Raw genomic sequence first — 26,890 nt, 5'->3', positions numbered from 1 at the left:
AAAGGGAATACGGATATGAAAGTATTGATCACCGGCGGCGCCGGTTTCATCGGGTCACACCTGGCGGAACACCTGCTGGCCCAGGGAGATGAGGTTTTCATCATCGACAACCTGTGGACCGGGCGTCTATCCAACCTGAAGGCGGCTCAGGGGGACAAGCGTTGCCACCTCGTGGTGGAGACCATCCTGAACGAGTCGGTCATGAACGAGCTCGTCTTCAAGGTGGACCACATCTACCATCTGGCGGCGGCGGTGGGGGTCCGGAACATCATGGACCATCCGGTCGAAACCCTCGACACGAATGTCAAAGGGACCGAAGCGGTTCTGCGGCTGGCCAACCGCTTCAAGAAAAAGGTCTTCATCGCCTCGACCTCGGAGATCTACGGGAAGCATGTGGAGCACGATCTTTCCGAGGAAAACAACCGGGTGATGGGGTCGGTGAAAAAACGCCGGTGGGCCTATGCCTGCTCCAAAACCCTGGACGAGTTCCTGGCGCTCGCCTACTTCGATGAAAAGAAACTGCCGGTGGTCATCGGAAGGCTGTTCAACACCGTCGGCCCCCGGCAGACCGGGCAGTACGGGATGGTGCTGCCGAATTTCGTGCAAAGCGCCCTCCTCGGCAAGCCGATCACCGTCTACGGCACCGGTGAACAGACCCGCAGCTTCACGGACGTGAAGGATGTGGTCCATGCGATCACGCGCCTCATGTCCGAGCCCCGGGCGGAGGGGGATATCTTCAATGTCGGGAATGACCACGAAGTCAGCATCAATGAGCTTGCCGCACGGGTGAAGGAGATGACCGGCAGCCCCTCCGAGATCGAGCACCTCTCCTATGAGAAGGCCTACGGCCCGGGGTTCGAGGACATGGAGCGGCGCTGTCCGAACATCAGCAAGATCCGCGATCTGATCGGCTTCGAGCCGGCCCGCGATCTGGATGCCATCATCCAGGGGGTGATCGATTACTTCAAGGCCTGAGAGCCGCCTGGAACCGGTTTCCCCGCGCCGAGCGAGTCTGCTCTTTTCCTGACGGCCACGAAGCTTGGCGCACTCTGAACCTTCTTGTCCAACAGCGCCGGGGCGCCTGGCCCCCAACTCCCGCTGCTTGGCATTATCGCTGGTGATTTCGAAGAGGCAGCAAGGGCAGCGGGCAGCCTCCCGGCGGCGGGTGCCGGCTCGCTCGAGGACTGGCATCGATCGCCGGGCAGGAGGCTCCTTCCGTTCACGGGCTGTAAACCTTTCAAAAAGGTAATGTTTTTTCTTCATGGTAAGGCTTGCATGTCCGAGAATCTTTCAAGTAGAATTGTTCGTCGAGATCTGGGCACTGTACCGGTCTGGATCCGCCGGCCGGCGCAGGGCCGCCGATAAGAGAGCGGCTTTTGCGATGGAGGCCGCGATCCAAGGAAAGCGTTGACATGCTGATATCCTACCAGGACTATCCAAAAGAACCGATCGTTCTCGAAAACCTTTCCGTAAAATTTATGCGGCAGAGCCGATTCGTTCCGCTGGCCATAAACGACGGTACGCTCCACGTGGCCATGGCGGACCCGGATGACTTCTACACCGTCGACGCCCTGCGTCTGGCCTCCGGTCTGGAGATCGAGGTGGTGCAGGGCCGCGACGAGGATATCAACGATGTCATCGAACGTCTTTACGGGGCCGGAAGCCAGTCGATCGGGACGATCATCGAAGAGGCGGGCAAGGATATCTACGAGTTGTCGGCGGGTGCGGAAGAGGATGTGGACCACCTCCGCGATCTCGCCGCCGAGGCCCCGATCATCCGCCTGGTCAACCGCCTCATCCTGAATGCCGTGGAGTTGAAGGCGAGCGATATCCACTTCGAGCCCTTCGAAAAGGAGTTCAAGGTAAGGTACCGGATCGACGGGGTGCTGCACGACGTGGAATCGCCTCCCCGTCGGCTCCAGGCCGCCGTCATATCGCGCGTCAAGCTGATGGCGAAGCTCGACATCGCCGAGAGGCGCCTGCCCCAGGACGGCCGGATCAAGCTCAAGATCGGGGACAAGGAAATCGATTTCCGCGTCTCCACGATCCCGACCCTTTTCGGCGAGAGCCTGGTGATGCGGATCCTCGACCGGGACACCCTGATCCTGGATCTGCGGAAAATCGGCTTCCCGAACGATATCCTGGAGCAGTGGGAGGACCTCATCTCGCAGCCCTACGGCATGATCCTCGTGACCGGGCCGACCGGAAGCGGCAAGACCTCCACCCTTTACACGACCCTCGCGAAGATCAACTCGCCGGAGAACAAGATCATCACGCTCGAAGAGCCGGTCGAGTATCAGCTTGCGGGTGTAAACCAGATCCAGGTGAATTCCAAGATCGGGATGACGTTTGCCAGGGGCCTGCGCTCCATCGTACGCCAGGACCCCGACATCATCCTCGTGGGCGAGATCCGGGACAAGGAGACGGCGGATATCGCCATCCAGTCGGCCCTGACAGGGCACCTTCTGTTCAGCACCCTTCACACGAACGATGCCGCAGGGGCGGTCACGCGGCTCCTGGACATGGGGGTCGAGAGCTTTCTCCTGAGCTCCACACTCCTCGGTGTCCTGGCCCAGCGGCTGGTCCGGATCATCTGTCCGGAGTGCAAGACGGAGGCCCAGCCCGATGAAAAGCTTCTCCGCACGATGGGGGTCGGCCCGGAAGACATCGAAGGCATCACCTTTATGGCCGGAAAAGGATGCGAACACTGCCGCGGAACGGGCTTCAAGGGAAGGACCGCCATTTTCGAGTATCTGCCTGTCAATGATGCGATCCGGCGGGAGGTCAACGCCCATGCGAGCACGGAACGGATCAAGGATGTCGCCATGGAGCGGGGGATGCGGACGCTGCGCCAGGACGGCTGGGTGAAGGTGAAGGATGGGCTGACGACGATCGCCGAGGTCCTGAGGGTGACGCTGGAAAAATGATATGACGGCCTATTCATATAAAGCCACTGACCCGTCGGGCAAGATCGTGCAGGGGAGCCTGGAGGCGGACGACCAGAAAGGGGCGGTGGGACGGCTGCAGGAAATGGGGTACATCCCCATCCGGGTCTCCCAGGCGGGGGGGAAAGGCCGGCGGTTCGGACTGGATCTGTCCGGCTCCGCGTCCGCTGTCTTCAAGCGCATCACCAACAAGGACGTCATGGTGTTCACGCAGGACCTGTCGGCGCTGCTCTCCGGCGGGCTGCCCGTGGACCGCGCCCTGTCCATCCTGATCGAGGCGGTCGAGAAAGACCGGTTCCGGGAAATCGTCACGGATATCCTCAAGACGGTTCAGGGTGGAAGCTATCTCTCCGATGCCCTTGCGAAGTATCCGCGGGTCTTTTCCAGATTCTACATCAATATGGTGCGGGCGGGGGAGGCCGGCGGCGTCCTGGAGGCCGTGCTGGAGCGGCTGGCCATTTTCCTCGAAAGCTCCCAGGACCTGCGCGATTTCATCAAATCGGCCATGATCTACCCGATCTTCCTCATCCTGGTCGGCGGAGCATCGCTGATCATCCTGATGACCTACGTCATCCCGAAATTTTCCCTGATCTTCGCCGAAATGGGTGGTGCGATCCCTTGGCCGACCCAGATGCTGCTGGCCGTAAGTGAGGGGCTTCGGAGTTATTGGCCGATCCTGCTGGCTTTGCTCGCGGCGGCGGTCTTCGTCTCGAGGCGGGTGGCCCGCTCCCCGAAGGGCCGGCGCAGGCTGGACCGGCTCAAATTGACCCTTCCCTTCACCGGGGACCTGGTGAGCAAGGTCGAGGTGGCCCGTTTCACCCGCACGCTCGGGACGCTGACGCGAAGCGGGGTTCCAATCTTGCAGGCCCTGCAGCTGGCGACGGATATCATGGGGAATGTCATCGTCCGCGAGTCGCTGTCGGAGGTCTACGAGCGGGTCAAGGAGGGGGAGCGTTTGTCGAAGCCCCTCGGAGACATCGCAGTCTTTCCGCCTTTGGCGATCCAGATGATCATGGTCGGAGAGGAGACCGGCCGGATGGACGACATGCTTCTGCGGGTGGCGGAGAACTATGAGAAGGTGGTCAAGAACCTGATCAAGCGGCTGGTCAGCTTCCTCGAGCCGGCCATGATCCTCCTGATGGGCGTCGTGGTGGGGTTCATCGTGATCTCGATGCTGATGGCCATTTTCAGCATGAACGATATGCCGTTTTAGGGGCGCCGGGCACCGGTCGGCTGGAGGGCGCCCCATTTGATGTGTGTTGTTGGAGAATACTTGGGAAAGCGCGGAGGAAAAACAATGAGAGATCGATGCAGACGGCAACAGGGTTTCACACTGATCGAACTTCTGATCGTCATGGTGATCATCGGCCTCCTGGCGGCCCTGGTGGGGCCGCGCATGTTCGGGAAGGTGGACGAGTCCAGGCAGCGGTCGGCCAAGGCGCAGATCTCGCTTTTCGAGACGGCCCTGGACACCTACCGCCTCGACACGGGAAAATATCCGACCACGGATGAAGGGCTCGAGGCCCTGCGGACGAAGCCGTCCGGGGTCGAGCGTTGGGATGGTCCGTATCTGAACAAAGAGGTCCCGAAAGACCCCTGGGGCAACGAGTACGTTTATCAGTCGCCCGGCGAGCATGGCGATTACGACCTCACGTCGTATGGGGCCGACGGCAGTCCGGGGGGTGAAGGTTCGGATATGGACATCGTGAACTGGAAGGACATCGGCTAGCACCGGCGGTGGTCTGCAAGGAGACCGGTCTTGCCGGAGGCGTGGGGTTGCCGGCGGAGACCGGATGAATGCGGCCCCGTGGGTAAAGAGCCGCCCGGGGCTGTCGGCCCGATCGGCCCGTGGCAGCCGGGATGATCGCAACAGGTGAAGCACGGGAGCCGTCATGCATGCTCCAGGGGGGAAGCCATTGGAAGGGTTGAGGGGTACGGGGCGAATGCCTCGAAGGACAGGATGCCCCGGCTTCACCCTCATGGAATTGCTGGTGGTGCTCGTCTTGATAAGTGTTGTGGCGGCGGTTGTAGGGGTGCGGGCCGGCGGTGGATTGAGCGGGGCGGCGCTCCGGGACGCCGCCAAGAAGACGGCGGCGACGCTTCGCTATGCCCGCAGCCAGGCCAGTTGGGAGGGAGTCCCTTACGTGGTCCTGTTTTCGTTCGAAGACAATGCCCTGGCGCTTCTGGCCGCCCGCCCCGAAACGGGGGATCGGGAGGAGCCGGAGGCGGACAGGCGCGAGGTCCGGCGCGACGAGCTTGGGCGCGTTATCCTGAAGACCTATACGCTGCCCGAAGGTGTGCGCCTCGAAAAGGCGGTTTGGGACGAAGATGAGAGGGCGAGCGGGCTTTTCGAGATCGTGTTTTCCCCCAGCGGGGGCTGCACCGGGGGTGAACTGGTCTTCATCAACGAGCGCGAGGCACGCTACCGCGTAGCTGTGGATTTTATCACCGGCGGTGTGCAATTGACTCAGGTCGTGGATTGAAATGGCTCCTCCTCGAACAAGACGCCTTCGACCGCAGTGGTTCCGGGGGCATGTCCGGCGGGCGCTGCGGATTTCCGCGCGGCCGGGGAACGGATGCCGGTGGGGGGAGGGTTGCGTCCGTTTTCTGCCGTCGCCGGGCTCGGAGCGCCCGAGGGTGGAGGCGGGCTTCACGCTGATGGAGATCCTGGTGGCGGTCGCTGTGCTGGCGATCTGCCTGGTGACGATCATGCAGCTTTTTGCGGGAGGGCTCCGTTCGAGCGTGATCGCAGCGGATTACAACCGGGCGGTCTTTCACGCTCGCGAAAAAATGGAGCAGATCCTCGCCGTCGAGAACCTGGGGGAAAGCGTTGAGCAAGGGGATTTCGGCGACGGCTTCCGCTGGTGGGCCGAGACGGTCCTGGTGATTCCGGAGGTGGAGGAGGCGGTCGCGGACGATGCGATGCCTGTCATTGATTTGCCGTTCGATATCCTGTACGTCCGGGTCGTGGTTTTTTGGGGCGCGGGCGACAAAGAGAGGCAGTTCGAACTCGAGACAGCCAAACCGATCGAGCCTGTTTTGATGCCGGACGGGGGTTAGTGGGATGAATCGGCCGGCTGCAGGGGGGTTTACGCTCCTGGAATTGATGCTTTCGATGACCATCATGGCGGTGGTGGTCGTGCTCATCCTCGGGGCCTTCCAGTTGGGTGTCCGGGCCTGGGAAAAGGGCGAGAAGGATATCGGCTCCACCGAGCGGCAGCGCATTGTTTTGGATCTGATGAAGCGCCAGATCGCCTCGATGTGGGTCCGGGTGCCGCCTCCAAGCCTGAATGAAGATGAGCAGGTTCTGCTGTTCAACGGGGATGAACGGTCGATGTCGTTCATCTCTCACAAGGCGCTGGCTCCGGGGCACAAGTTCGGGATGGTTTATGTCCGATACGATGTCATGCGGGATGGGGAGGGCGGCACCGGCATCCGGCTTTTCGAGGAGAACACGGTCTTTATGGGGCCCTATGCCGACCTTGGCCGGATCAAGGACAAGGATACGGTCTGGCTCCTCGAGGGGGCGGAGGCGGTCCGGTTCGCCTACCTCACGCCGGAAACCGACGGCTCGCCGGGCGAATGGGTCGATGCCTGGGACGCGCTGGAGTATCGAGGCTACCCGAAGGCGGTCGGCATTTCGTTTCAGAGGGCGGAGGACGAGGCCGTGATCGAGGTTGTCGCCCCTATCCTGCCGGAGGTCTTCTTTGACTAGTCAGCGCCGCGCTCAAAGACCCCAAGAGGAAGGGTTCGCCCTTTTCCTGGTGCTGTGGGTCCTCATGTTTCTTTCCGTGATCGTGGGGGAGTTCTGCTATGCCATGCGGACAGAGCTCAATATCGCCCGGAATTTCAAAGAGGCGACCCAGGCCTACTATGCGGCGAGGGCCGGGCTGTGCCAGGGGCTGAAGATGGTCATTGAAAACGAGCTGCGCCCGCAGGAGATCATGCGCATCGAAGAGGAGGTACAGACCGGTGATGAAATGGACGGCGAAGGGCGCGACCAGGTGCGGATCAACGTCAAGCTGCCACCGGCGCCTTTCGGGCGCGCCGGCTATGAGTTGATGATCGGGAACGAGAGCGGGAAGGTCAACCTGAATCAGGCCGGCCCGGAGCTTCTGATGATGATGCTGAACGGCTTCGAGATGGATGAGGGCGACCGGGAGGTCATTGTGGACTCCATCCAGGATTGGCGCGATGAAGACGATTTGCACCGGGTGAACGGGGCCGAGACGGACTATTACAAGGGCCTGCGCCCCCCCTACGAGGCGAAGAACGGGCCCTTCGATTCCGTCGAGGAACTGCTTCTGGTGAAGGGCGTCACGCCCGAACTCTTCTACCGCGGGCTCAAGGATCTGGTCACGGTCTATCCGTCGCCTAATGAGCCTGGGTTCAGCATGCGCCGGAGGGGGGCGGGGGGGGATCCCCATCGGATCAACATCAATGCAGCCTCTCCGCAGGTGCTGCTGGCGCTGCCGGGGATGACCGAAGATCTCGTACGGGCGCTTCTCGAATACCGGGAATCGCAGGATTTTCTGGCCGAGAGCGACGTCGTCGGTGTCGTCGGCCCGGACGTCTTTCGAATGATGCAGCCCTTCGTGACGTTGCAGCTGAATCCATACTATACGCTGACGGCGACGGGTCTGCTGCCCGACAGCCATGTCAGGCAGACGGTGGAGATGCTCGTCGAGATCGACAGCCGGTATCCCAAGCAGTACCGGGTTGTGCGGTGGATCGATGGGGTGTGATAAAGGAGGTGGATCTTGGCATTGAGAACCTGCATCGGCGTCGATATCGGCCGTGAAAAGGTCAGGATGATCTATCTGACCCAGAGCGGCAAGAAGGTGCAAGTCGCCGCCCATGCGGTCTTTCCGATCGGGGAGGAAATAAAGCCGGGCGGTCTGCATGAACTGCTGAGCGAATTTATGCGGGCGAATCGGATCGCCGGCACCGACATCTACGCGGGCGTCGGCCGTGACCGGGCCTTTGTCCGGTTCATCGATCTGCCGCTTGCGGTCAAGGAAAACCTCCGGGAAACGATCGGGTACGAGATCGAAAAGTATGTCCCCTTTCCCGCGGAGGAGGTTTGTTTCGATTTCGAGGTGGTGGCTGAGGACCGGAAAGCGGGGCAGATGAAGGTGCTGCTGGCGGTGGCGAGGCTTCGGAGCATCGAGCCGCTTTTCGGGGACGGCGCATCCTCTTCCCTGCTGCTCTCCGGAATAGAGCCGAGCGCCTCTGCACTGGCCAATTTCTGCCTTTTGGGGATCGGATCCGTGGGGCGGGGCTCTGCCGCCTTGCTCTTCTCCGGGGATGGCGACGCCGAACTGAACGTGGTCGAAGGGCGAAGACTCGTCTATTCGCGGGCGTTTCCAGCCGGAGCCGGCCGGCCGGGTCAGGTCCAGGCCTGGGTGGAAGGGTTCCGAAGGCTCAAAAAAGAGGTCGAGGGTCCGGATGGAGGAGGGCTCATCCCAGCCTATATCAGCGCGGAGGAGACCGCCTTTCCGGTCCTTTCGGCGGATGATGGTCTAAGCGGCTTCGAGCCGAGGCCGGTGGACCCGGATGGGCTCGGTTTGCCGTCGCGCCATTTTATCCTGGCCTATGGGATGGCATTGCGAGGCCTTGGGGAGGGGTTCGTCAAGCTCAATCTTCTGCCTCCCCGCTACCGCAAGAAAGCGAGCCGGACCGGTTTGTACGTGTTCTCGGTCCTGGCGGTGCTGGTTGTCGTTCTGGCCTTTGCGTGGGGAGCTGGATCGTACCACCAGGAAAAGGACTACCTCGCACAGTTGGAAGAGGCGCAGACACAGCTCGAGGCCGACGTGGGCCGCATCCGGGAGATCACCGCCGAAAGCGAGGCGCTCGAGGCGCGGATCAAATACCTGAACAGCCTGGAACAGGGAGACACGCAGGTCCTGGACATCCTGAGGGAGCTGACGCGGCTCATCCCGGAAACGGCCTGGCTGAGGCGGTTCAGCTATTCGGAGAGGAGTGTCGAGATCGAAGGTTACGCGGACACGGCCTCCGAGCTTATCACGCTCCTGGAAGACTCGCCGATATTTAAAGATGTGTCGTTTCTCTCGGGGATTACGAAGTCGCGTGAAGGAAAGGAAACGTTCCGGATCGGCTTGAAGATCGGGTAGGGCGGGCATGCAGATTGAATGGAACAAGAGAACCCGGATCATCGTGATATGCGGCCTTCTGGCGCTTCTTGGGGGGGTGCTTTTCCGCTTCTATCCCGCCCTGAGCGGCATGTTCGATTGGAGCGACGAGATCGCCTCACGGGAGCTGACTTTGAGGAAGCACCGGAAGGTGGTGGAGTCCGGGGAGGACGTGAATGCCCGCATCGACAGCCTGCGAAAGATGCTCGGGCGGATGGAGGCGGGGCTTCTGAAGGGTGCGACGCCGTCTCTTGCGGCCGCCGATATCCAGAGTATCCTGAACGGCATTGCTGACCGCAGCAAAGTGCAGACCAAAACGGTCAGGGTCCTCAAGGCCGAACCGGTCGAAGGCCTGCCTTACATGAGTGTTCCGGTCGAGTTCACGGTGAACTGCGGCATCCGGCAGTTGAAGGAGATCCTGTATCAAATCGAAAGCTCGCCGAAATACTTGACAGTGCAAAAAGTGCGGATTAACGTGGTCCGGCGGGGTAGAGTGGAGCAAATTCAGGGAGATGTGACCGTTGTCGGCCTGATGAGGAAAAGTTCATGAATTCTCAATCCGGAAGGGGTGTTTTTTGCCAATCTGGGTGTCGATCCGCACGTTGCCTTCCGGGTGAGCACGGCTTTTCGGGCAGGATGAAGGCCTTTGCACAAGTCGTAATCGCTGGTTTCGGACCCTGTAGATTCAGCGCAGGTTTTCAGGTCAGCCTGCCGTTGCGGTTTTTGGGGTGAACTCTTTGGGACCCACTGAGAGTGGCCTTGCATGATGCTGAAAAGGATATGGATAGTCAATCTGCTCCTGATGCTCGCCTTGATCTTCCTGGGGATCAAGACATATGCGGTTTGGGTGAGCGACCGCCAGGAGGTTGTCGAGGTGAGTGAAGGGGAATCTTCTTCCGGTCAACCGGCGGCCCCCCTGCCGAAGGCCTTTCAGAAAGAGGTTCCTTCCGAAGCGGAATACGAGCTTGTGGCCGTGAAGAACCTGTTTGCGGCCGATCGGGCCGAGCCGAAGGAAGAGGAGCCGGAGGAGAAAAAGGAGCCCGAGGCGCGGGTTGACCCCCGCATGCAGCGAAGTGCCGAGGATGTCCTGAAAGAGATCAGCCTTTACGGGGTGGTAATTGTGGACGACTACAGGGCCGCCCTGCTCCAGCACCCGGCTGTGCTCGATGAGGCGGGCCTCGATCCGCAGCAACTCCGGATGCTGCGCTACAAGCGGGCGCGGCGCGGGGCGCAGCAATTGGAACGGAGCTGGGTGAAGGTCGGCGAGAGTGTAGACATGTTTGTGCTGTCTGAGATCCTGGCGGACCGTGTTGTCCTGACCGACGCGTCGGAGGGTCGTTATGAGGTCTTTCTCTATGATACCCGAAACCCAAAAGAGCGCGAGAAAGTGAAGGCAACGGAGAGCAAGCCGATCGTCGTCGAGGTGAAGCCCGGCGAACCGGCGCAGGCCGCTTCTCCTCCTGAGCCGGCGGCCCCGCCCCTGCCCGCCCCGCGTACCCCGCCTGGAAGCGAGGCGGCCCCGGGAGCGGCCCCCGCCCAAGGCGCGAGTCCCTCGCCTCCGAGCGCACCTGAGCCGGCGGCCCCGCCCGGGGCGGTTGAAAGCCCGCCGGACGCACCCGTGCGAAAACTTCCTGCCAACATAAGAGAGAAACTTTTGAGGGTTAATTAATGAAAAAAAGGCTGCTGTTTGCAACCACCATCGTTGCTTTGGCCCTGTCACTCCTTCTTTTTGCCGGGGGCTGCGCCGTTCCCCCGTTAGGGAAGGTTACGGAACGTGGCGGAGAGGCGGACATGGCCGAAAAGACGCCTCCCGCCACCTCGCTTGAAGCGTCCGGCGCGGAGGCGACCGAAGCGCGATCCCGCAGGAGTTATTCCACATCCGTGGCGGAGATCGATGGGGCGGTAGTACCGGAAGGCCCCGACACTCTGTCCCGCACCGTCAGGGGCGGCGGGGGCTCGTCTGCCGCCGCGAAGACGAAACGGCTGGAGGAAGGGACCATCTTTGAGCCGGCTGCACCTGTAAAGAAAGGCGACGGCAGCGAGGTGGTCTTCAATTTTGATGATGCCGACATCTATGAGGTGATCAAGACGGTCGGCGATCTGCTCGACATCAGCTACATCGTCGGCCCGGAGGTGCGCGGAAAGGTCACCATCCATACGGCCAAAGGGCTCAGCAAGGCGGATCTGTTCCCCATCTTCAATCAGATCCTGGACATCAACGGCCTCGCGGCGGTGAAGGAAGGGGACTTTTACAAGATCATTCCATTGAAGGACGCCTCGCGCCTGCCGGTGGTATCCCGTTTCGGACGGGAAGGGGAGATCGGTGCAGCTGGAGAGCGCATCATCATCCAGCTCATCCCGCTGCAGTTCATATCGCCGGACGAGATGACGAAGCTCTTGACGCCCTTTGTATCGGCCAACGGGGTGATCCTGTCCCACCCCGGGAGCAACACCCTCGTCGTCGTGGACAAGAGCCTCAACATCAACAAGATCCTTCGGCTGGTGGATGTCTTCGACGTCAACATCTTCGACAATGTCCACTATCGTATCTATCCCCTGAAGCACATGGTGCCGGAGGACATGGGCGGCATCCTGGAGGATATCTTTACAGCCTACGGGGCGCGTGAAAATCTGCCGATGAAGTTCATCGCCATCTCGAGCCTCAATCTCCTGATGGTCGTGAGCTCCACACCGGATGTCTTCCCTCGGATCGATAGCTTCATTGCGGAGCTGGATGTCGCATCCGAGGAGGTCGTCCACAAGATCTATGTCTACTATGTAAAGAACGGCGAGTCCTCCAACCTGGCGGAGATCCTCCAGAACGTCTTCAGCGGCGAAGGGGGGAGCGTCGGCGGCCAGTCAGCCGGGACGAGCAAGAAGACGACCGGCAGCTCCTACTCGCGGAACCCGTTCGGCGAAAGCTCCATGCGCGACCGCGACGAAGACGAGCGCACCAGTTCGCTCGGCAGCACGAGAGAGACGGGGAGTACGACCTCGACCACCGCCAAAGGAACCACGAGCGCCACGTTGAGCAAGGGAGAGAAAAGCAACGGAGGCACCCTGAAGGACGATGTGACCATCACGGCCGACGAGATCCGCAACGCCCTGATCATCGACGCGGTGCCGTCGGACTACCGGGTCATCGCGGAGATCCTGAAAAAACTGGATATCCTGCCGCGTCAGGTGCTGATCGAGGCGACGATCGCCGAGATCACCCTCGACAAGAGCGACCAGCTCGGGGTGGAGTGGTCGTTCGGGAGCGCGGTCATCGGCAAACCGACCTCGTTCGCCGCCACGCTCGGCGCTTCAGGCCTGAAATACTCGCTGGGAGTGACGGAGAAGTGGTACGCCGAGTTGAATGCCCTGGCATCCAAAAACAAGGTCAACGTCCTTTCCAGTCCGCACGTGCTCGCGTCGGACAACAAGGAGGCGCGCATGGACGTCTCCCGTGAAATCCCGGTGGCGAGTGCCTCCTACCGTTACAGCTCCAGCACGGATCCCGTGACCGAAACGAGCATCCAGTACCGGGACACCGGTGTCATCCTGACCGTGACGCCGCACATCAACGAGCGAGGCCTGGTGACGATGGAGATCAGCCAGGAGGTGAGCGACCAGAGTGAGGACGTGCAGGTGGCCGGCCAGAAATATCCATCCTTCTTCAAGCGGACGGTCAACACGACCCTGACGGTGAGGGACGGCCAAACCCTCGTTATAGGAGGGTTGATCAAGGACAAGGAGAGTTCATCCTTCGGAGGGGTGCCCTGCCTGATCAACGCGCCGGTGCTCCGCTACCTGACGGGGACAGGCTCGGAGAGCCTCGAGAAGACCGAACTCATCATCCTCATCACCCCCCGCGTCATCGTCAATGACGAAGATGTGGACATCGTGACCACGGAGTTCAAGGACAAGGTCCGGCATGTGACCGAGCGCTTTCAGCATTGAGCGCCGAGGCCCGCCGCGTTCAGCGACGCACCAGCGAACAGCAGCCGAGGCAGCCGGGGAAGACCCCCCGGCTGCCGAGAGCCTTTCTGAAAGCCCTGGCGCTTTGGTGGTTGCGCGCCTCCTTCCAGTTGTCTTCCTGAATATTTCCCACCTTGAGATAAGGACAGATGTAGATGTCGCCGTGCGCCGTCAGGGTCATGCCGTGCCACGGGAAGGAACAGGTGTAATCCTGCAGGCGAAAGGCGCCGTTGTAGTAATCGGCGAAGTCCTTCGGCCCGATCCCCTGGGGGGTGGTTCGGACCTGGATCGGCCCGGCCTGCCGAAAGATGGATTCGAGGGTTGTCTGCAGCTCCGCTCGCGGCAGAGGCTCGACCGGCGGGGGGGGGTCCCAGGGTGAGGGGCTGAACCCCCCGATGCGCCCGAGGTGGGGCATCATGTTCATGGCCATCGGGTTGAAGAGGTCCGCCCCGAGGTCTTTGGCAAGTTGAAACAGCTTCTCGATCTCACCCAGGTTCTCACGGGTGAGCACGGCCTTGATCTCGACCAGGGGGAAGCGCTTCCCGCGCCGCCTACGTTCCTCCAACAGAGTCTGAATCCCCGACAGCGTCCGGTCGAAGGCCCAGGAACGCTGGACGATGCTGTTGTGGGTCTTTTCCAGTCCCTCGAATGATATTCCCACCAAAACCAGCCCGTTGTGGATTGGCGTAGGGGCGCCAAGATCCACGAAACGCCTTGCGGTCACGCGATCGATGCCAGTGCCGTTGGTGAAAATGTGTGTGCGGTTTCTCTTGGAAACGGCTGTAAGCAGATCGAGGAAGCCGGGTTTGAGGGTCGGTTCACCGCCGGAAAACGAGACGATAGCACCTCTGGTAAGGTTGCTGAGCACCCGCTCGAATTCTTTGGAAGTGAGTTCCAGCTTGGCTCCAGGGGATTGAGCGGAGACTTCCCGAAATTGGCAAAAGCTGCAGGCGAGGTTGCAGCGATAGGTCAGTTCGACATAGATCTGTAAAGGCGCAGGCGCAAAGTTTCCTGGCAGGCTACGGCAAAGAGCACCGGAGAACCTGGATAGCAGCTGGTATATTCCGGAATAGTCCATTCTAGAAGAGTGCCGACAGCCGGGGCCGAAGGGCGGGCAAGGGTGAAGAGCGACGGTTCTGAATGGCGGCGGTTGCCAAAACAAGGCGGTCAGGTCAGGCGTCGCCGGGAGTGACTATCAGAACAGTTTAGGGCTTCGTGAAGAAGCCAGGAAAATCCCCTTCCAGCCCCCCCCCAAAGCAGGGGGGCGCCGCCGCGGGGCTCTAACGCCTAGTTGTTGTCCTGAGGGGCTTCAGACTGTTTACCAGGGGGCTTTTCAGGGCCATTATCGGGTTGAATGCCAAACGGAAAGCGATATTGGTGTAGCCATTGATTTTCCCGCAATAGCCACCTTTCCGCAAGCGTGCTTTCAAGCTCGGAAGAATCTGGATCCTCCTTGGCGAACGAATAGACGTAGCGGATTTTCATGTAGGCAATGGCGCTTTTTTGATCCTCCAAAAGCTTCACATGGGAGACATCCGCACTTTTCCAATGGACTGAACTTCCGACACTCTGGATGTACTTGCCGAGCTTCAGGCCTTTCAATGATTCGGGATCCTCCATGGCGTAGGCTTTCTCCATGTCGCCATTAATCCTGTGCGCCCAGTATTCGAGGGCGCGGCTGGCGACCGCCTCCTGCGGGGACAGCGAGACAGTTGGTTTGGCGGACTCTTTGCAGGAAGCGAGCGCAAGTGCCAAAGGCAGACAGAGGAACAGAATGAAAACGCGGTAGATAGCTACAGGATGGGCGGGCAAAATCTGGATCATGAAAAACCGGCCTTTCTGATGAGAACGCGGCTACGAGGCGATCGCGCCGCTGGGTTCGCGGAAAATCGAAGAAAAGAAGAGGGCGGCAAAGACTTCCAAAGGAAGGTTTGCCGCCCAATAAAGGTTCTCAGCTACATTTTCCACTGCCTGCCCGGGACATCCTTAACCAAGGCAGGCAACAGACACGCCCTTAATCGCCGTTCTCACATTCGAACCAGTAGTTGATCCGCGGGTTGTTCCAAGCGGGCTCAAACATACGCGAGTGCGGACCACCCGTGAACTCGAAATCCATCAACTGGACGGAGGCGGGGATGATATCCGCAAGCGCGCCGACGGGCAAGTTATACAAGGTGCTCAGCATAGAGCCCAGTTCTACTCCTTGCCTCATCGGGAAGTACTGGGAGAAGGGTCCGCCAGCATGGCAGTAATTCTGGTTCCTGGGATCGCCACCGGAGATCTCGAAACCCTGCATGGTGAACTGGCCAGCCGGGAACAACGCCGGATCGGCGGCAAGGCAGTTGCCTAGAGTCGTCGGAGCGTGAATGAGGAAACAGAATTCAGCAAGCGCGATCTGGGAGGCACGACCGATAGGAACCAGGGTGACTTCCCAGGGCAGCGAGATGATGGGGTACGGAGATTGGCCAACGTTACAGGGGACTTCCTTGAGGTCCCAGAGGCCGAAGCCGATATCGACCGGACGGAAATCCTGGAAGAACTTTACATCCATGTAGGCCCGCACATTCTTCGCCTGATTGGAAGAAATGGGCCAGGCATTGGTGGTATCAAGGTCCGGACCGACGAGGCCGTTCCCAAGCCAATCCTTGAGGCCGCTCTGGGCGTTGAAGAAAAAGTGGAGGTACTTGGTCGGGAAGCTCACAGCGGCCAGCGTGTAGGTTTGTCCAGAAAAACCACCGTTGAAGAAGGGGCCCCAGACCTGCTGCTTGACAATGGCATCGTCCACTTCGTCAAGGCTCCAGGACTGGCTGGCGAGAAGCCGCCGTTCGTCTTCGAAAATGGGGTTGAGATCCTTTTCGCAACGGGGCATATGTCCCTTGTTGACATAGTCGTCGCCGTCATTCCATGTCGGCCCCCAGCTGGTGGCCCAGTCGGGTTCCGTGTAGGGGTAGTCGTTGCCATAGGCGTTGTAAACGATTACGCCCGGGGGCGAGAGCCAGCCGCGGAGAATGTCATCCCGATGGTAAGGAAAGTGGGCATCAAGGATGTCGCAGCGAGTCTCTACTAGACCGCACTCATCATTATTGCCGGGTTCCTTAATGTCCAGCGTACCGCAGGCGGCGCGGAAGTTCTGGATGGCACGCATGGTGTATCCCATGTAGTGGCCCGTGGCGAAATCACCGACGTGGACCTGCCCCGTCAGGTAGTTGCCGACGTCGACTGCGGTGATAAACCCGTAATCCTCCAAAATGGATACCGTGGGCTCGACCTGTACGCCCTTCTCGTTGTAAAAATCGGTGCAGTTTTGGGCGGCAAGGCCTGCAGTTTTAGCGTAGAATTTGGGCATGATAGTCTTGAAACTCTGACCCGGGGGAAGATTGCTGCTGGGCCACTTGAACGCGAAAAGGCCGAACACTTCGATGTGACCCTGCGTGGTCTCCATCAGAATGTCATCTTCGTCCCAGCCCATCGAGTCGATCAGATAGGTGAACTGGTCGATCAGGATGGTCTTGAGGTCCGCACTCCAAGGAGAAGGCAGGCCGCTGTGGCCAAGCGTGTTTGCGTCATTGCTGAAGAGTTTGATCCCAAAAGCACCTGACGGGGTCTCCACAGCTTCGAACTGCATCCAGAAGACATCCCGGGGGGACAGCAGGATGGGGAAGTCGTAGACTTCTATGCTGTAACGTCCCGCGCGGAGCCTGATGTGGGCGGCCACCCAGTAGTCGGAAGTGTTCTGGACGCTGAAATACGTCACGAAGTTGTAAGCCGGTGCTTCATCGCTGCTGACGGCGCGGTAGATCTCGCCGTAGAGGGCGTCACCCAAGTTGCCGTGGTTCCAAAGCATGGGCGTCACCGGGGGAATCATGGTCTGCGGACCATCATTGAGGGTCCAGCCACCCTGGTTGCTGGGATCGTACGATGTCGCGGTGACGTTCCCAGCCGCGAGGCCGATGCCTAACAGCAACACGAGGAAACTGAAAATAACCTTTTTCATCTCTTTACCTCCTTAGAAGATTTCAACGAACGAAAAACAATAAGCGGACAAGCGGGTCTTCCTTTCAGAACCGTTGGCTTCATCACCTCCCTTCTGCGTCTAGGTTTGAAATAACTACAGCTGATGGGCATTTTGGGGAATTATCGCACGGAGCGCATAGATGTCAAGCATTTTTGCGCCCGGCGCGTCAAAAACCACTATCTATAGAACGTAAAAAGACTCGTGAAAGCATAATTCAGGAGAAGGTTTTTTGTCAAGAGGTTTTTAGCTGGTCTGAGCAGGAGAAAGGTCGGTGTGACGTAGAGTTGGGACGCGATGCGTAGAGGCGCGTGGCCTAGGCGGCGAAATGGCCGTCTTATAGGGATTGTTTGGTGAGTACGGGTGATTGGCCGGCGGCCGAGGAGAGATAGGAGGCGCTCGCCGGGCCGCAGTTGAAGAGAAGGTCTATCAGGGAGAGGTAGGAGATGAAGGGTCCGTGGAGTTGAGGGTAGACGGGGTGGGACATGTCGTGAAATTGCAGGACGATTCCGTGGGGGGCGAAAAAGGATTCATCGAGATAATTTCTGGCCGCGTCTCCTGAAAGGTAAAGCGTTGCATGAAGATAAAGGCAGGTTTGGATGATTCGCTGGACGCGGTCGAGCGGTTGAGGGAGCTGCAGGTCGCGGATGTCGATGCAGCGCGTGGTAATGTGGAGGATGTCTTTAAAGAGATGGATAAAATAAAGGTCGAGATCGAGAAGGTACTCCCATTCACGATTGAGCGCTTCCTCGAAGAGGGGAAAGTACAGGTCGAAAAAGGGAGCGGTCCGGTAATGTTCACGGATGAGGTTCAAGTGCTTGCGGGCCCAGGGGGTGGAATTGTTGACCCGGATGCTGTGGATGGGGGCGAAGAAATTTCCTTTGGAGTGCACGGGGACCGTGAGCCACTGCCAGCCGGTGCGGGTCTTGATGCGGTTCCGGCTGCGCCAGTCCTGACGAGTGTACTGGAGATCCGTGGCGTGCACGAAGACATCGACCTGGTTCATTTGGTCGAAGTAGCCCATCCACGGCAGATACCCGGGTTGGAGGATGGCTACGCGCACGGCTTGCCCCCGAAATACCGATCCAGCCAGAGCGTGAAGAGCAGCATGGTCCAGATCTGCCACCCGAGGTTTGCCCGCCCCTGGCGGTTGGCCTCCAGCATGTCTTTGACGGCGGCGGGCGCGAAAAGATCGGGGAAGCTGGAAAGGCCGGAATGTGCCGCCAAAAGGGCTTCGGAGGCGAAGTCGAAGAGCGCGTCTTTGAACCAGATCCCCGAGGGTGTTCGAAAACCGATCTTGACATGGTCCAGGACGTCCTTCGGGAGGTCTTCGTGGAAGGCCTGGCGCAGGATCCATTTGCCGGCGCCGTCGCGGATCTTCTGGTGGGCGGGGATGCGTGCCGCGAGGTCCCGCACGTCATGGTGCAGGAAAGGGAATCGGGGCTGAAGATCGACGGCGGCGTCGATCCGGCTCTCGATCTGGAGCCAGTAGGGGAGGAAGCCCCTGATGTCGGCCATGGCGGCTCGGTCGAGGATCGGGCCGGTGCGGCCGAAGGACAGCCCGTAGACGGCTAAAGGGTCGTAGGCCCCGAAAAGCCCTCCGTAGGCTTCGGGCTGCAGGATGCCGCGGATCTGCTCGGGGGAAAAGAGGCGCCGGCGCTGATAGGCCTGCTCCGGAAGGCCGCCCGGGAAGCGCTGATCCATGAAGTCCTGATAGAAGGTGTAGCCGCCGAACAGTTCGTCGGCGCCCTGGCCGCAGAAGGCGGTGCAGGCCTCCGGTGCATGGTCCCGGATGGCCTTTGCGACGGCGTAGCGGGAAAAAGCGACGTCGCTCACCGGTTCATGGAGTTGTGCGACCATGTCCGGCAGGAGCCGGATGACGTCTTCCGGGCCGGGGTGCACCTCCGTGTGCCGGAGGCTGCAGTGCTCGGCGACCTTGGAGGCGAAAAGGCTTTCGTCGTAGGCCGGACCGTACGGGTAGACGCCTGAAAAGGTCTCGAGCGCGGGGTGGCGCTTCGAGAGAAGAAGCGCGAGGAGGCTGCTGTCGAGCCCGCCGCTCAGGTGGGAGACCGGATGCGGCAGGGTGTCGGCGGCGGTCACCGCGTCTTGGAGGGCCTGGCGCAGGCGGTCTCGATACCGCTCGGCGGGTTCGTCCAAGGGCTGCCATTCGAAGTTCCAGGCCTCCTCGAGGCGCAGCACGCCGTTTTCAATTATGCAGAGGGTTCCAGGGGGCAAGGCCCGGATCCCGGAGAAGAAGGTCCGGTGCTCCAGCGGGAACTGGAAGGTGAGGTAGTCGGCCAGGGACCGGGTGTCAGGCGCTAACGCGATGAGGCCCGAATCGACCAGTGGTCCGAGGCCGGACGCAAACAGGAGCCGGTTGTCCGAGGAATGGACGTAGAGCGGGAAAGCCCCCAGTTTGTCGCGTGCCAACATGCAAAGGCCCTGGGTGCGGTCTTCGAGAAGCAGGACAAAGGCCCCTTCCAAGAGCGCGCAGGCGCTCGGGCCGAATCGGCGATAGGCCTCGAGGACCGCTTGGGCCGGGGAAGGGGCCGTGTGTGCAGCGCCCACGGCACTGCAGAGATTCCGGGAATTGTGGAGGTCGCCGAAAAAAACACAGGCGAGTGGGCCCTGCTCCGAAAAGCATTCCCCTGGATCAAGCGGCTGCGCGCGGTTGGGCCGACGTTCGACAAGGGATATCCCCCAGCGGCCGCCGAAAAAATCCTGTGAGGGGCGGTTCTCCGCGATGGGGCGTTTCAGCGCCTCGAGGACCCGGCCGTCCGGTCCCCGGCCGGTTCGGTCGATCAGGCCGCAGATTTGATCCACAGATGCTGTTTTTCCTCCCGTTCTTAAATGATCCGAAAAGTCTAATGTCCGGAGTCGAAAACCGCAAGCGGTTTCCTGCGCTCAAGGGTCGGTCGAGCGACAGGGGTACCCCGGGGCTTCTATCCACGATACGGAAGACCGTTAGGCGCTCAGGGTTTCCGTGATTTGATCAGGTATTTGAAGCAGACGTGTTTGAAGGGGGCCGTCCGCTCGAGCGTCTGGTTCAGGCGGTAGAAAAGGCGCTCCAGGCGTAGTCCTGCGGCGGGCGGCAGGAGCGGCCTCGAGCGGAAACCGATCGAGGTGAAGCGCGGCGGGGGGATCAGGTGCAGGCCGCGGGTTTCGTGGACCCTGAAACCGGCGTTCTCGACCAGCCGCTCGGCGCGGCGCGGGGTCAACCAATGGATGCGGCCTTCGGGGTAGCTGCCCGTCCACTGCGCCAGCCGGATGGCCGTGCGCCAGGGAAGGCCCCAGGCGTTGGAGACGTCCAGCACGAACGTGCCGTCCTTTTTCAAGACGCGGAAGATCTCTTCGAGAACGTCCGCCGGGCGCCTGATGTGGTTCAGCACCGACTCGCAGACCACCAGGTCGAAGGTCGCTTCTTGGAAAGGGAGTCTCGTATCGAGATCCGTCTGAAGCAGGAGCCCGTCGAAACCGGCTGACTCGAGGCGCTGACGGGTGAGCCGGAGCATGCCGGCCGAGGCGTCCAGGCCTGTCACCTTGGCTCCGTTCCGGGCGGCGAAGAGCATGAAGTGCCCGGGGCCGCAGCCCACATCGAGGACCATGGGGGCAGGGACCCTGTCGGCGAAATAAAAGGTATCGTAACAATCGAGCTTGTCGTTCCGGAAATAATCGAAGTCGGGTTTACCGAGGCTCTCGCCGATCGCCGCGGCCACGCGGTCCCAATCCGGCAGGGAGAGGAAGGAAGATCCTTTGCCCCGCTCGGAGGCTGTGAGAGCCTTCCGGTGGAGAAACGGCTTTTTCGGTTGAACGGGGCGGCGGGTCTTTTCCATGATCCTCGATGGTGATCCGGGATTCCTTCGATCCTTGCCGGCAACCGGCGCGTCGAACTGGAGGTCTGCGAGAGGGTCGTTCCTGTTTTCCGGACAGGCCTGCGGGGCACAGGGAGTTTTCCGCGCAGAGGCCATGCCGACCCGGCCAGGAGCGGTTCGACTGAACCATAGCATTGAAGATCCACGAATACAAATGGTATCGGGTGGGGATCCTGTCAGCGGAGCTCAGCGAAAAGAAAAGGATCTCCTGCGCGGCAGGTTCAACGCCCCCGCCTTGCGCATGCGCCGTTATGCCCGGTTTGCCCTCCATCGGGCATTTTTCCCTGGCGGGTGGAGGGGCATTTTGCTACAAGCAGGCGTAGCGGCGTGTCTGGAACGATCGAGGGCGGTTCGGCGGTCCTGGTCCCGGGGCTTCAGGCCGTGAGGGCGCATGAGCCGAAAGTCCCCGGCGATGAAGCAGCCAGGCAGACCGCCCGGGTGGGGTGACAGAGGGCATGCCGCGGCCGGCCGCCCAGGCTCGATATCAAGGGAGAACAGCCTTATGGATATTTCAGTGGTGATCCCGGTGTTGAATGAAGAGGAAAGCCTACCCCACCTTCTGGATCGGATGACGGCCGTCCTCAGCGGGACGCGGTACCAGTGCGAGATGGTGTTTGTGGATGACGGGAGCCGGGACCGGAGCCTGGAGATCTTGAAGACCTTCAAGGCATCGTCCACCGGCGGCATACCCATCAAGATCGTCAAGCTCGCCCGCAATTTCGGCCAGCACCCGGCGACGATCGCCGGGTTCGCGGCCGCGTCCGGACGGATTCTGGTGACCTTCGATGCGGACCTGCAGAACGAGCCGGCGGACATCCTGAAACTCGTCGAGAAGATCGAAGAAGGATATGACTTCGTGAGCGGCATCCGGGGCTTTAGAACGGATTCCGTCTGGCTCCGTCAACTGCCCTCCTATCTGTTTACCCGCCTGCTCAATATCGTCACCAAAAAGAAGCTGAAGGACTACGGCTGTCCGCTGAATGCCCTGCGGTCGGAAATCGCTGTTCAAATGCGCGAATACGGCGACATGCAACGCTACTTGAAGCCGCTGGCCACCCGTCTAGCTCCGAGGATCGCCGAGATGCCGGTCGCCCATTATCCCCGCGTGAGGGGAGCCTCGCGCTACACGATGCTGGACCTGATCGATCTCTTCTTCGATTTTCTGACCAATTTCTCACGGCGTGTCTTCCAGCGGGTGGCGATCGCCGGCTGCCTCCTGACCTTCGTGAGCCTGGTTTTGGGGTTTGTCTGCCTGGTGGCCTCTCTGGCCTTCGGGTCTGAAGGGGTCAGCCCCGTCGGTGCAGGACTCGTCGCACTCCTGCTTCTGATTGCCGGCATCGAGTTCCTGGTGCTGGGTGTGCTCGGAGACTTTGTCGTACGCGTCTACCAGAAGGTCGAATCAAAGCCGATTTACCGGGTGGAGCGCATCTTCGATTGACTCGAGCGGAGAAGCGGCAAGGGGGCTGTCCCGGGCGGCAGCCGCGGTGGACGTGAAGGCGCCGCGGGTGCAGAAGACCGAAGAAATTTCCGTGCTGCCGCCGGATCCGGCGCGGCAGCCTTCGCGGACTGCAGGCGGGGGCTTTTCCCGTGCAAGGCCCGGCACCGGATCGAGACCATTTTGTTGCGCGGATGGCCGAGGGGGGGCAGGGGTGCGCCGTCAAAGGGCCGAAAGTGTTTTTTCGACCGCCGCGATCACCGCTTCGACCTCTTCGTCCTTCAAGCCGGGATAGAACGGAAGAGAGACCGTGCGCTCCCCGATTTCCTCCGCGACCGGGTACATGCCGGGTCTGAAGCCGAGCTGCCCGCGGTAATATTGCATGAGATGGACGGGGCGGTAGTTCACCGCCACACCGATGCCTTCCCGGTTGAGCCCTGCCAGGAAGGCGTCCCTTTTTCCGGCCGGCGCCCAAACCGTGTACAGGTGCCGCGCGTGTGTGGCGCCCTCGAGGGTTTGCGGCAGGCCGAGCAGGGGGTGGTGCGAAAAGGCCTCGTCGTAGCGCCGCCGGATGCGGTCCCTTTCCTGCAGCTTCTGCGCGAGTTTGCCGATCTGCGGCAGGAGCAGCGCCGCCTGGAGGTCGAACATGTTGCCTTTGTATCCCAGAAGGGGCATGTCCCAGTGCCGGTAGGCGCCTGAGTACCGATCGGCCGCAGCCTTGTCCATGCCGTGGGACCGCAGGATGAAAAGCCTTTCGGCCAGCTCGGGCTGGTTGGTTGCGACGGCCCCTCCCTCCCCCGCGGTCATGTTCTTGGTCGCATAGAAGCTGAAACAGGCCGCATCGCTCAACTGCCCGGGCCGGACGCCGTCCCGCGACCCTTCGACGCAGTGGGCCGCATCTTCGATGAGATGAAGACCCCGGGCGCGTGCCACGTCCGAAAGCCGGCGCATGTCGCACATGTGCCCGTAGAGGTGCACCGGGACAATGGCCTTCGTCCGCTCGGTGACCGCCCCGGAGAGCTGCTGAACGTCCAGGTTGCCGGTCGAGCGCTCGACGTCCACGAAAACCGGGTGTGCACCGGCCTCCAGGATGGCGTTGGCCGTGGCGATGAAGGTCATGGGCGTCGTGATGACCTCGTCCCCGGCGCCGATGCCGAGCGCCTTGAGGCACAGGAACAGCGCCGTCGTGCAGCTGTAGGTGCCGACGACGTGCCGGCAATCGAGGTATTCCCCGAAGGCCTTTTCGAAGTCGCGGGTGACGGGCCCCGAGGTGAGAAAAACGCCCCGCAGCGCGTTGATCAGGGATCGTTCTTCTTCTTCCCCGAGGGAGTGCCGGTAGAATTCCACCTTCATGAACAATCCTCCAGGGGGTGGTTGCCGGGCCGCACGCCTGCTTCACCGCCCCGAACGCGGATGTCTTCGGAGACCTCGTACAGGGTGAGCTGCTCGTTGCGGTAAACGGCCTGAAGATAATCGGCCCTGCCCGGGTCGAAACCGCCCAGGTGTTTTTCCGTGTCACTGTAGAGGACATAACGGACGGCGTGGCGTTCGAGGAGATCCCGGCGGAATTCGTCGTGCTCGCGCTCATCGAAGAACCGTTTGACGAGGGCGTTTTTTCCGGAAAAATCGATCGTGAAATGGTAGTGGCCGGTGAATGCCTTGACCCCTCCGTAAACCGGCAGGCAGCCGCCGTTTTCTGCCGCCGCCAGGACGATGTCCGACGGTTGGGAATGACGGTCGAGCCAATCGAAGCCTTCCATCAGCGCGCGCGGCAGGTAATAGGGCCGCGCGTGCCGCGACAGGTCTTCGAAGAGATTGGCATACAGGATGATATTGCTGGGCAGGGACAGGAGCAGGACCCCGATCATGAGCCCGCGCGCGGTGAACCCGCCTTTCCTCCAACGGGCCAAACGCGCCTGCAGCGCCGGTGTTGCGTGTCGAAACACGCAGACGCAGCAGGCGAGGGCGGAGAGGACATAGAAAGTCCCTGCGCTTTCCATCCCCCAGGGGATGAGAGGGTAGGCGTAGATCAGGACGAGCAGGGCGGCCCCCCAGAGGGAGAGGAGGATCACCTCCCGCGTGTTCCGGTGCAGATGCCTGAACCCTCCGAAGCAGAAACATCCTGTCAGAAAGGGGATCCCCAGCCAGAGCACCAGTTCGAGCGGCGACAGCGGTTCGAGTTCGACCCCTTTCCAGACCCGGTCCATGATCGTTCCGTATCGGAGATAGAGGTAGTAGGCGACGGCCGGAAGGGTTCCGGCCAGGGCGGTCAGATAATGCCCCGCCCGGCGCGGGGAAACGGTTCTTTCCTGAAGGGAGAGAAGCGCGGGAAAGAAGGCGTAGACCATCAGGAGCAGCGGAAGGTCGTAGGGTCGGACGGCCGCGGTGAGCGAGGCCGTGAGGCCTGAGAACAGAAAAAAGCGGCGCCGCCCGGTTTGTTCCCCCCGGAGGAGAAAGGCCATGGCGATGCAGGTCCCCAGGATCGCGCGCACGAAATGGGGTTTGTTGATCAGGTATCCGAAGAGGTTGATCCCCTGTATGTCCCAGAGCCTCAAGTCCGGGACGGAAAGGCCCGAGTGGTCGAGTGCATAGGGGACCCAGCCGAGCCCGGTGGCGAAAAGCATGACGATGAGCGCCCAGCGGCGCTCCCGGGGGTCTGTGAAAAAGCGCGCGGCGAGATAGTACAGGCCGAAAACGAGGAGGATGACCGTCACGGTCCTTTCCACGTGAAAGCCGGCGGTCAGGGAGAGCGACGACAGCCTGAGCGCCTTGCCGAGGAGCCACCACTCGGGATTGAAGTAAAAAGGCGCGTGCTGTTCGGGCGTCAGACGGTTTTCGAAGAGGTGCGCCCCGTCCAGGGCTTGCCGTTCCCACATGAGATACATATAGGCGCCCGGAACATCTCTGCCGACAAGCCCCGTGAAGCAGGCATCGCGCGGTGCCGTGGCATAGCCGTAGAGGTAGGGCGCCCAGCTGAGGGCAAGGCAGAGGAAGGCCAGGAGGGCGAGAAATCCGAGGTCGTTTGCCCGGGGATTTCCGCGCTTTTCGACAGGGGTGTCCTCCCGTCGGCCATGGGTTTCCGATGTTTTGGAGGTCGTCATCGCTTCACGGCGATGGATCGCAGGATCCCGTTGAAGATCGTTTTCAGCTGGGCCGGTGTCCTGACGCGTCTCAGAACGTTCAGGGCGACGCGCGTGCGGCCGTAAAACTTCAGATAGGCCTTTCGATAAAGTCCGGCCATCTCCCTTTCGGACGGGTCGGCATAGCCTTTCAGGCAATGACGGCGCCCGAATCCCTGGTAGTAGAGATCCGGCGGCGCCTTGAATCGTTCCGTGATCTCCTGGTAGATCTCCGTCCCTTCGGTCACCCGCAGAGGCGAGAAGACGACGAAATCGAGCGGAAGGCTGCAGGCCAGGCGGATGGTCGCCTCGATGTCGGCCCGGGTCTCGCTGGGAAAGCCCAGCATGAAATATCCCTGGAGCGTGATGCCGCTCACGGCTTTGATCATGTGGACCTTTTCACGAACCGTTTCGAGGCTCAGCTGTTTTTTGACGGAGTCGAGGATCCGCTGGGAGCCGCTTTCGATGCCGATGGAAAAGCCGAAGCAGCCGGAGCGCTCCATGAGGCGGACAAGGTCCGGGCTGAGCCTTTCTATGCGGATGCCATAGGGGCAGTCCCAGTCGATACGGATGCCGTGGCTGAGCAATGATTCGCAGAACCGGCCGACAAAAGAGGCATCGAGCGCGAAATTCTCGTCGACGATGTCGATGGTGCGGACATGGAAGCGCTTCTGAAGATAGCGGATTTCATCGATGACGTGATCGACGTTCCTTCGGCGCACGCGCCTTCCGGTGATGAGGTGGGAGCCGCAGAAGGTGCAGTGGAAAGGGCATCCGCGCGTGACGGCCATGGGGGCCGCCGGGAGCTTCGTGGTCATGAAGGAGTAGCCGCAACGGTAACGGTCCGGCCTCAGGATCTCCCAGGCGGGCATGGGCAGCGCATCGAGATCGTCCGCAAAGGCCCTGTGGTTGGCCGTGATCCGATCATCTGCGCGATAGAGGAGCCCCGGAATGCCGGGTCCGGCCCGCCCTGTTTGCTCCAGCTGGCTCAGAAAGGCCTGGAACCCGGGCTCCGCCTCTCCGGCGAAGGCATAATCGAGGCCGGGGAACTGCTCGAAAAGGTTTTCCGGGGACTCGCAGGAGGGGTGTGGACCGCCGATCACGGTCACCGCCCCGGGCAGGGTCTCCTGGACGATGCGCAGCATCTCTGCGGCACTCGGGACATCGCAGCTGAAGACCTTGATGCCGACGATGTCGGGGCGGAATGCCTCGAGGCGGCGCCTGAAATCCAGATAGGAGCATGGCTCCACCAGACAATCCAGATAGGCGACGCTGTGCCCCGATTGCCGGGCCAGGGCGGCGAGGTACCCCTGGCCGATGTCGGGCGTGCTGTTGAATCGCTCGTCTGAAATGGGTATGACGAATAGGATCTTCATAACGGAGGGTCATTCATCA

General features: G+C 61.0%; 22 protein-coding genes. 13 read left to right on the top strand and 9 right to left on the bottom strand.

Annotation, left to right across the window (positions count from 1 at the left end; translation table 11 throughout):
* Positions 1–15 precede the first annotated feature (15 nt).
* From H567_RS0104475 to H567_RS26930, 12 genes are all read left to right on the top strand, one after another.
* Positions 16–975, top strand: coding sequence for a GDP-mannose 4,6-dehydratase (locus H567_RS0104475; RefSeq protein ID WP_028320483.1), 960 nt, complete (start codon positions 16–18; stop codon positions 973–975).
* 437 nt (positions 976–1,412) lie between these two features.
* Positions 1,413–2,927 carry a type II secretion system ATPase GspE gene (gspE, locus tag H567_RS0104470; protein WP_028320482.1) on the top strand — a complete coding sequence of 505 codons (1,515 nt, stop codon included), beginning with the start codon at positions 1,413–1,415 and terminating at the stop codon, positions 2,925–2,927.
* 1 nt (position 2,928) lies between these two features.
* A complete protein-coding gene (gene gspF, locus H567_RS0104465) occupies positions 2,929–4,158 on the top strand; it encodes a type II secretion system inner membrane protein GspF (RefSeq protein ID WP_028320481.1) in 1,230 nt (409 codons plus the stop codon).
* An 84-nt stretch (positions 4,159–4,242) separates the two neighbouring features.
* Complete coding sequence (gspG, locus tag H567_RS0104460) at positions 4,243–4,674, top strand: type II secretion system major pseudopilin GspG (RefSeq protein ID WP_028320480.1); 432 nt, start codon at positions 4,243–4,245, stop codon at positions 4,672–4,674.
* A 214-nt stretch (positions 4,675–4,888) separates the two neighbouring features.
* Positions 4,889–5,428, top strand: a complete 540-nt coding sequence (locus tag H567_RS26940; protein ID WP_161626569.1) for a GspH/FimT family pseudopilin — start codon at positions 4,889–4,891, stop codon at positions 5,426–5,428.
* A 154-nt stretch (positions 5,429–5,582) separates the two neighbouring features.
* On the top strand, positions 5,583–6,005 hold the full coding sequence (locus H567_RS0104450) for a type IV pilus modification PilV family protein (protein WP_161626564.1): 423 nt from the start codon (positions 5,583–5,585) through the stop codon (positions 6,003–6,005).
* A gap of 4 nt (positions 6,006–6,009) precedes the next feature.
* Positions 6,010–6,660 (top strand): PulJ/GspJ family protein, encoded by a 651-nt coding sequence (locus H567_RS0104445; RefSeq protein ID WP_028320477.1) that lies wholly within the window; start codon positions 6,010–6,012, stop codon positions 6,658–6,660.
* Positions 6,653–7,690 (top strand): type II secretion system minor pseudopilin, encoded by a 1,038-nt coding sequence (locus H567_RS26935; protein WP_153306051.1) that lies wholly within the window; start codon positions 6,653–6,655, stop codon positions 7,688–7,690. Before H567_RS0104445 ends, H567_RS26935 begins: the two co-directional genes overlap by 8 nt.
* A gap of 15 nt (positions 7,691–7,705) precedes the next feature.
* On the top strand, positions 7,706–9,079 hold the full coding sequence (locus H567_RS0104435; RefSeq protein WP_028320476.1) for a PilN domain-containing protein: 1,374 nt from the start codon (positions 7,706–7,708) through the stop codon (positions 9,077–9,079).
* Between the two features lie 7 nt (positions 9,080–9,086).
* Positions 9,087–9,647, top strand: a complete 561-nt coding sequence (gspM, locus tag H567_RS0104430; RefSeq protein WP_028320475.1) for a type II secretion system protein GspM — start codon at positions 9,087–9,089, stop codon at positions 9,645–9,647.
* A 213-nt stretch (positions 9,648–9,860) separates the two neighbouring features.
* Positions 9,861–10,766 carry a hypothetical protein gene (locus tag H567_RS0104425; RefSeq protein WP_028320474.1) on the top strand — a complete coding sequence of 302 codons (906 nt, stop codon included), beginning with the start codon at positions 9,861–9,863 and terminating at the stop codon, positions 10,764–10,766.
* Positions 10,766–13,039, top strand: a complete 2,274-nt coding sequence (locus tag H567_RS26930; protein WP_028320473.1) for a secretin GspD/PilQ domain-containing protein — start codon at positions 10,766–10,768, stop codon at positions 13,037–13,039. The genes H567_RS0104425 and H567_RS26930 overlap by 1 nt, the downstream gene beginning before the upstream one ends.
* Positions 13,040–13,058: 19 nt before the next feature.
* Here the strand turns inward: H567_RS26930 and H567_RS0104415 are convergent, their stop codons facing one another.
* The 6 genes from H567_RS0104415 to H567_RS26925 form a co-directional block, all read right to left on the bottom strand.
* Positions 13,059–14,135, bottom strand: coding sequence for a radical SAM protein (locus tag H567_RS0104415; RefSeq protein WP_084516885.1), 1,077 nt, complete (start codon positions 14,133–14,135; stop codon positions 13,059–13,061).
* A gap of 209 nt (positions 14,136–14,344) precedes the next feature.
* Positions 14,345–14,881: a hypothetical protein gene (locus H567_RS0104410; RefSeq protein ID WP_028320471.1), complete on the bottom strand. Its 537-nt coding sequence runs from the start codon at positions 14,879–14,881 to the stop codon at positions 14,345–14,347.
* Between the two features lie 190 nt (positions 14,882–15,071).
* The gene (locus tag H567_RS0104400) at positions 15,072–17,051 is read right to left on the bottom strand and encodes a hypothetical protein (protein ID WP_028320470.1); all 1,980 of its coding nucleotides are present in this window, start codon (positions 17,049–17,051) and stop codon (positions 15,072–15,074) included.
* Positions 17,052–17,406: 355 nt separating this feature from the next.
* Positions 17,407–18,132, bottom strand: a complete 726-nt coding sequence (locus H567_RS23125; RefSeq protein WP_051184482.1) for a WbqC family protein — start codon at positions 18,130–18,132, stop codon at positions 17,407–17,409.
* The gene (locus tag H567_RS0104390) at positions 18,123–19,892 is read right to left on the bottom strand and encodes an asparagine synthetase B family protein (protein ID WP_028320469.1); all 1,770 of its coding nucleotides are present in this window, start codon (positions 19,890–19,892) and stop codon (positions 18,123–18,125) included. Before H567_RS0104390 ends, H567_RS23125 begins: the two co-directional genes overlap by 10 nt.
* A gap of 149 nt (positions 19,893–20,041) precedes the next feature.
* The gene (locus H567_RS26925) at positions 20,042–20,902 is read right to left on the bottom strand and encodes a class I SAM-dependent methyltransferase (RefSeq protein WP_051184481.1); all 861 of its coding nucleotides are present in this window, start codon (positions 20,900–20,902) and stop codon (positions 20,042–20,044) included.
* A gap of 541 nt (positions 20,903–21,443) precedes the next feature.
* Here H567_RS26925 and H567_RS0104375 point away from each other — a divergent pair.
* Positions 21,444–22,379: a glycosyltransferase gene (locus tag H567_RS0104375; RefSeq protein WP_051184480.1), complete on the top strand. Its 936-nt coding sequence runs from the start codon at positions 21,444–21,446 to the stop codon at positions 22,377–22,379.
* Between the two features lie 219 nt (positions 22,380–22,598).
* On the opposite strand, the gene H567_RS0104370 is transcribed toward H567_RS0104375, so the two are convergent.
* Genes H567_RS0104370 through H567_RS0104360 form a run of 3 tightly spaced genes read right to left on the bottom strand, consistent with a single transcriptional unit; the run spans position 22,599 to position 26,871 of the window.
* Positions 22,599–23,729 (bottom strand): DegT/DnrJ/EryC1/StrS family aminotransferase, encoded by a 1,131-nt coding sequence (locus tag H567_RS0104370; protein WP_028320466.1) that lies wholly within the window; start codon positions 23,727–23,729, stop codon positions 22,599–22,601.
* On the bottom strand, positions 23,726–25,477 hold the full coding sequence (locus tag H567_RS0104365) for a hypothetical protein (RefSeq protein WP_028320465.1): 1,752 nt from the start codon (positions 25,475–25,477) through the stop codon (positions 23,726–23,728). Before H567_RS0104365 ends, H567_RS0104370 begins: the two co-directional genes overlap by 4 nt.
* Positions 25,474–26,871 (bottom strand): B12-binding domain-containing radical SAM protein, encoded by a 1,398-nt coding sequence (locus H567_RS0104360; protein ID WP_028320464.1) that lies wholly within the window; start codon positions 26,869–26,871, stop codon positions 25,474–25,476. Before H567_RS0104360 ends, H567_RS0104365 begins: the two co-directional genes overlap by 4 nt.
* Between the last annotated feature and the right edge of the window lie 19 nt (positions 26,872–26,890).

The sequence above is a fragment of the Desulfatiglans anilini DSM 4660 genome (assembly GCF_000422285.1).
GTDB lineage: Bacteria > Desulfobacterota > DSM-4660 > Desulfatiglandales > Desulfatiglandaceae > Desulfatiglans > Desulfatiglans anilini.
Note: the sequence above shows the minus strand (reverse complement) of the source record. Positions and strands in the feature narration are given on the sequence as shown.

Bases quoted from the DNA above. Each gene is read 5' to 3' on its own strand.
- H567_RS0104370 (WP_028320466.1), bottom strand. From the start codon at position 23,729: ATGAAGGTGGAATTCTACCGGCACTCCCTCGGGGAAGAAGAAGAACGA.
- H567_RS26925 (WP_051184481.1), bottom strand. From the start codon at position 20,902: ATGGAAAAGACCCGCCGCCCCGTTCAACCGAAAAAGCCGTTTCTCCAC.
- gspG (WP_028320480.1), top strand. From the start codon at position 4,243: ATGAGAGATCGATGCAGACGGCAACAGGGTTTCACACTGATCGAACTT.
- H567_RS0104375 (WP_051184480.1), top strand. From the start codon at position 21,444: ATGGATATTTCAGTGGTGATCCCGGTGTTGAATGAAGAGGAAAGCCTA.
- H567_RS0104400 (WP_028320470.1), bottom strand. From the start codon at position 17,051: ATGAAAAAGGTTATTTTCAGTTTCCTCGTGTTGCTGTTAGGCATCGGC.
- H567_RS0104475 (WP_028320483.1), top strand. From the start codon at position 16: ATGAAAGTATTGATCACCGGCGGCGCCGGTTTCATCGGGTCACACCTG.
- H567_RS0104445 (WP_028320477.1), top strand. From the start codon at position 6,010: ATGAATCGGCCGGCTGCAGGGGGGTTTACGCTCCTGGAATTGATGCTT.
- H567_RS0104360 (WP_028320464.1), bottom strand. From the start codon at position 26,871: ATGAAGATCCTATTCGTCATACCCATTTCAGACGAGCGATTCAACAGC.
- H567_RS0104425 (WP_028320474.1), top strand. From the start codon at position 9,861: ATGATGCTGAAAAGGATATGGATAGTCAATCTGCTCCTGATGCTCGCC.
- gspF (WP_028320481.1), top strand. From the start codon at position 2,929: ATGACGGCCTATTCATATAAAGCCACTGACCCGTCGGGCAAGATCGTG.
- H567_RS0104410 (WP_028320471.1), bottom strand. From the start codon at position 14,881: ATGATCCAGATTTTGCCCGCCCATCCTGTAGCTATCTACCGCGTTTTC.
- H567_RS26930 (WP_028320473.1), top strand. From the start codon at position 10,766: ATGAAAAAAAGGCTGCTGTTTGCAACCACCATCGTTGCTTTGGCCCTG.
- H567_RS26940 (WP_161626569.1), top strand. From the start codon at position 4,889: ATGCCTCGAAGGACAGGATGCCCCGGCTTCACCCTCATGGAATTGCTG.
- H567_RS0104415 (WP_084516885.1), bottom strand. From the start codon at position 14,135: ATGGACTATTCCGGAATATACCAGCTGCTATCCAGGTTCTCCGGTGCT.
- H567_RS0104365 (WP_028320465.1), bottom strand. From the start codon at position 25,477: ATGACGACCTCCAAAACATCGGAAACCCATGGCCGACGGGAGGACACC.
- gspE (WP_028320482.1), top strand. From the start codon at position 1,413: ATGCTGATATCCTACCAGGACTATCCAAAAGAACCGATCGTTCTCGAA.
- gspM (WP_028320475.1), top strand. From the start codon at position 9,087: ATGCAGATTGAATGGAACAAGAGAACCCGGATCATCGTGATATGCGGC.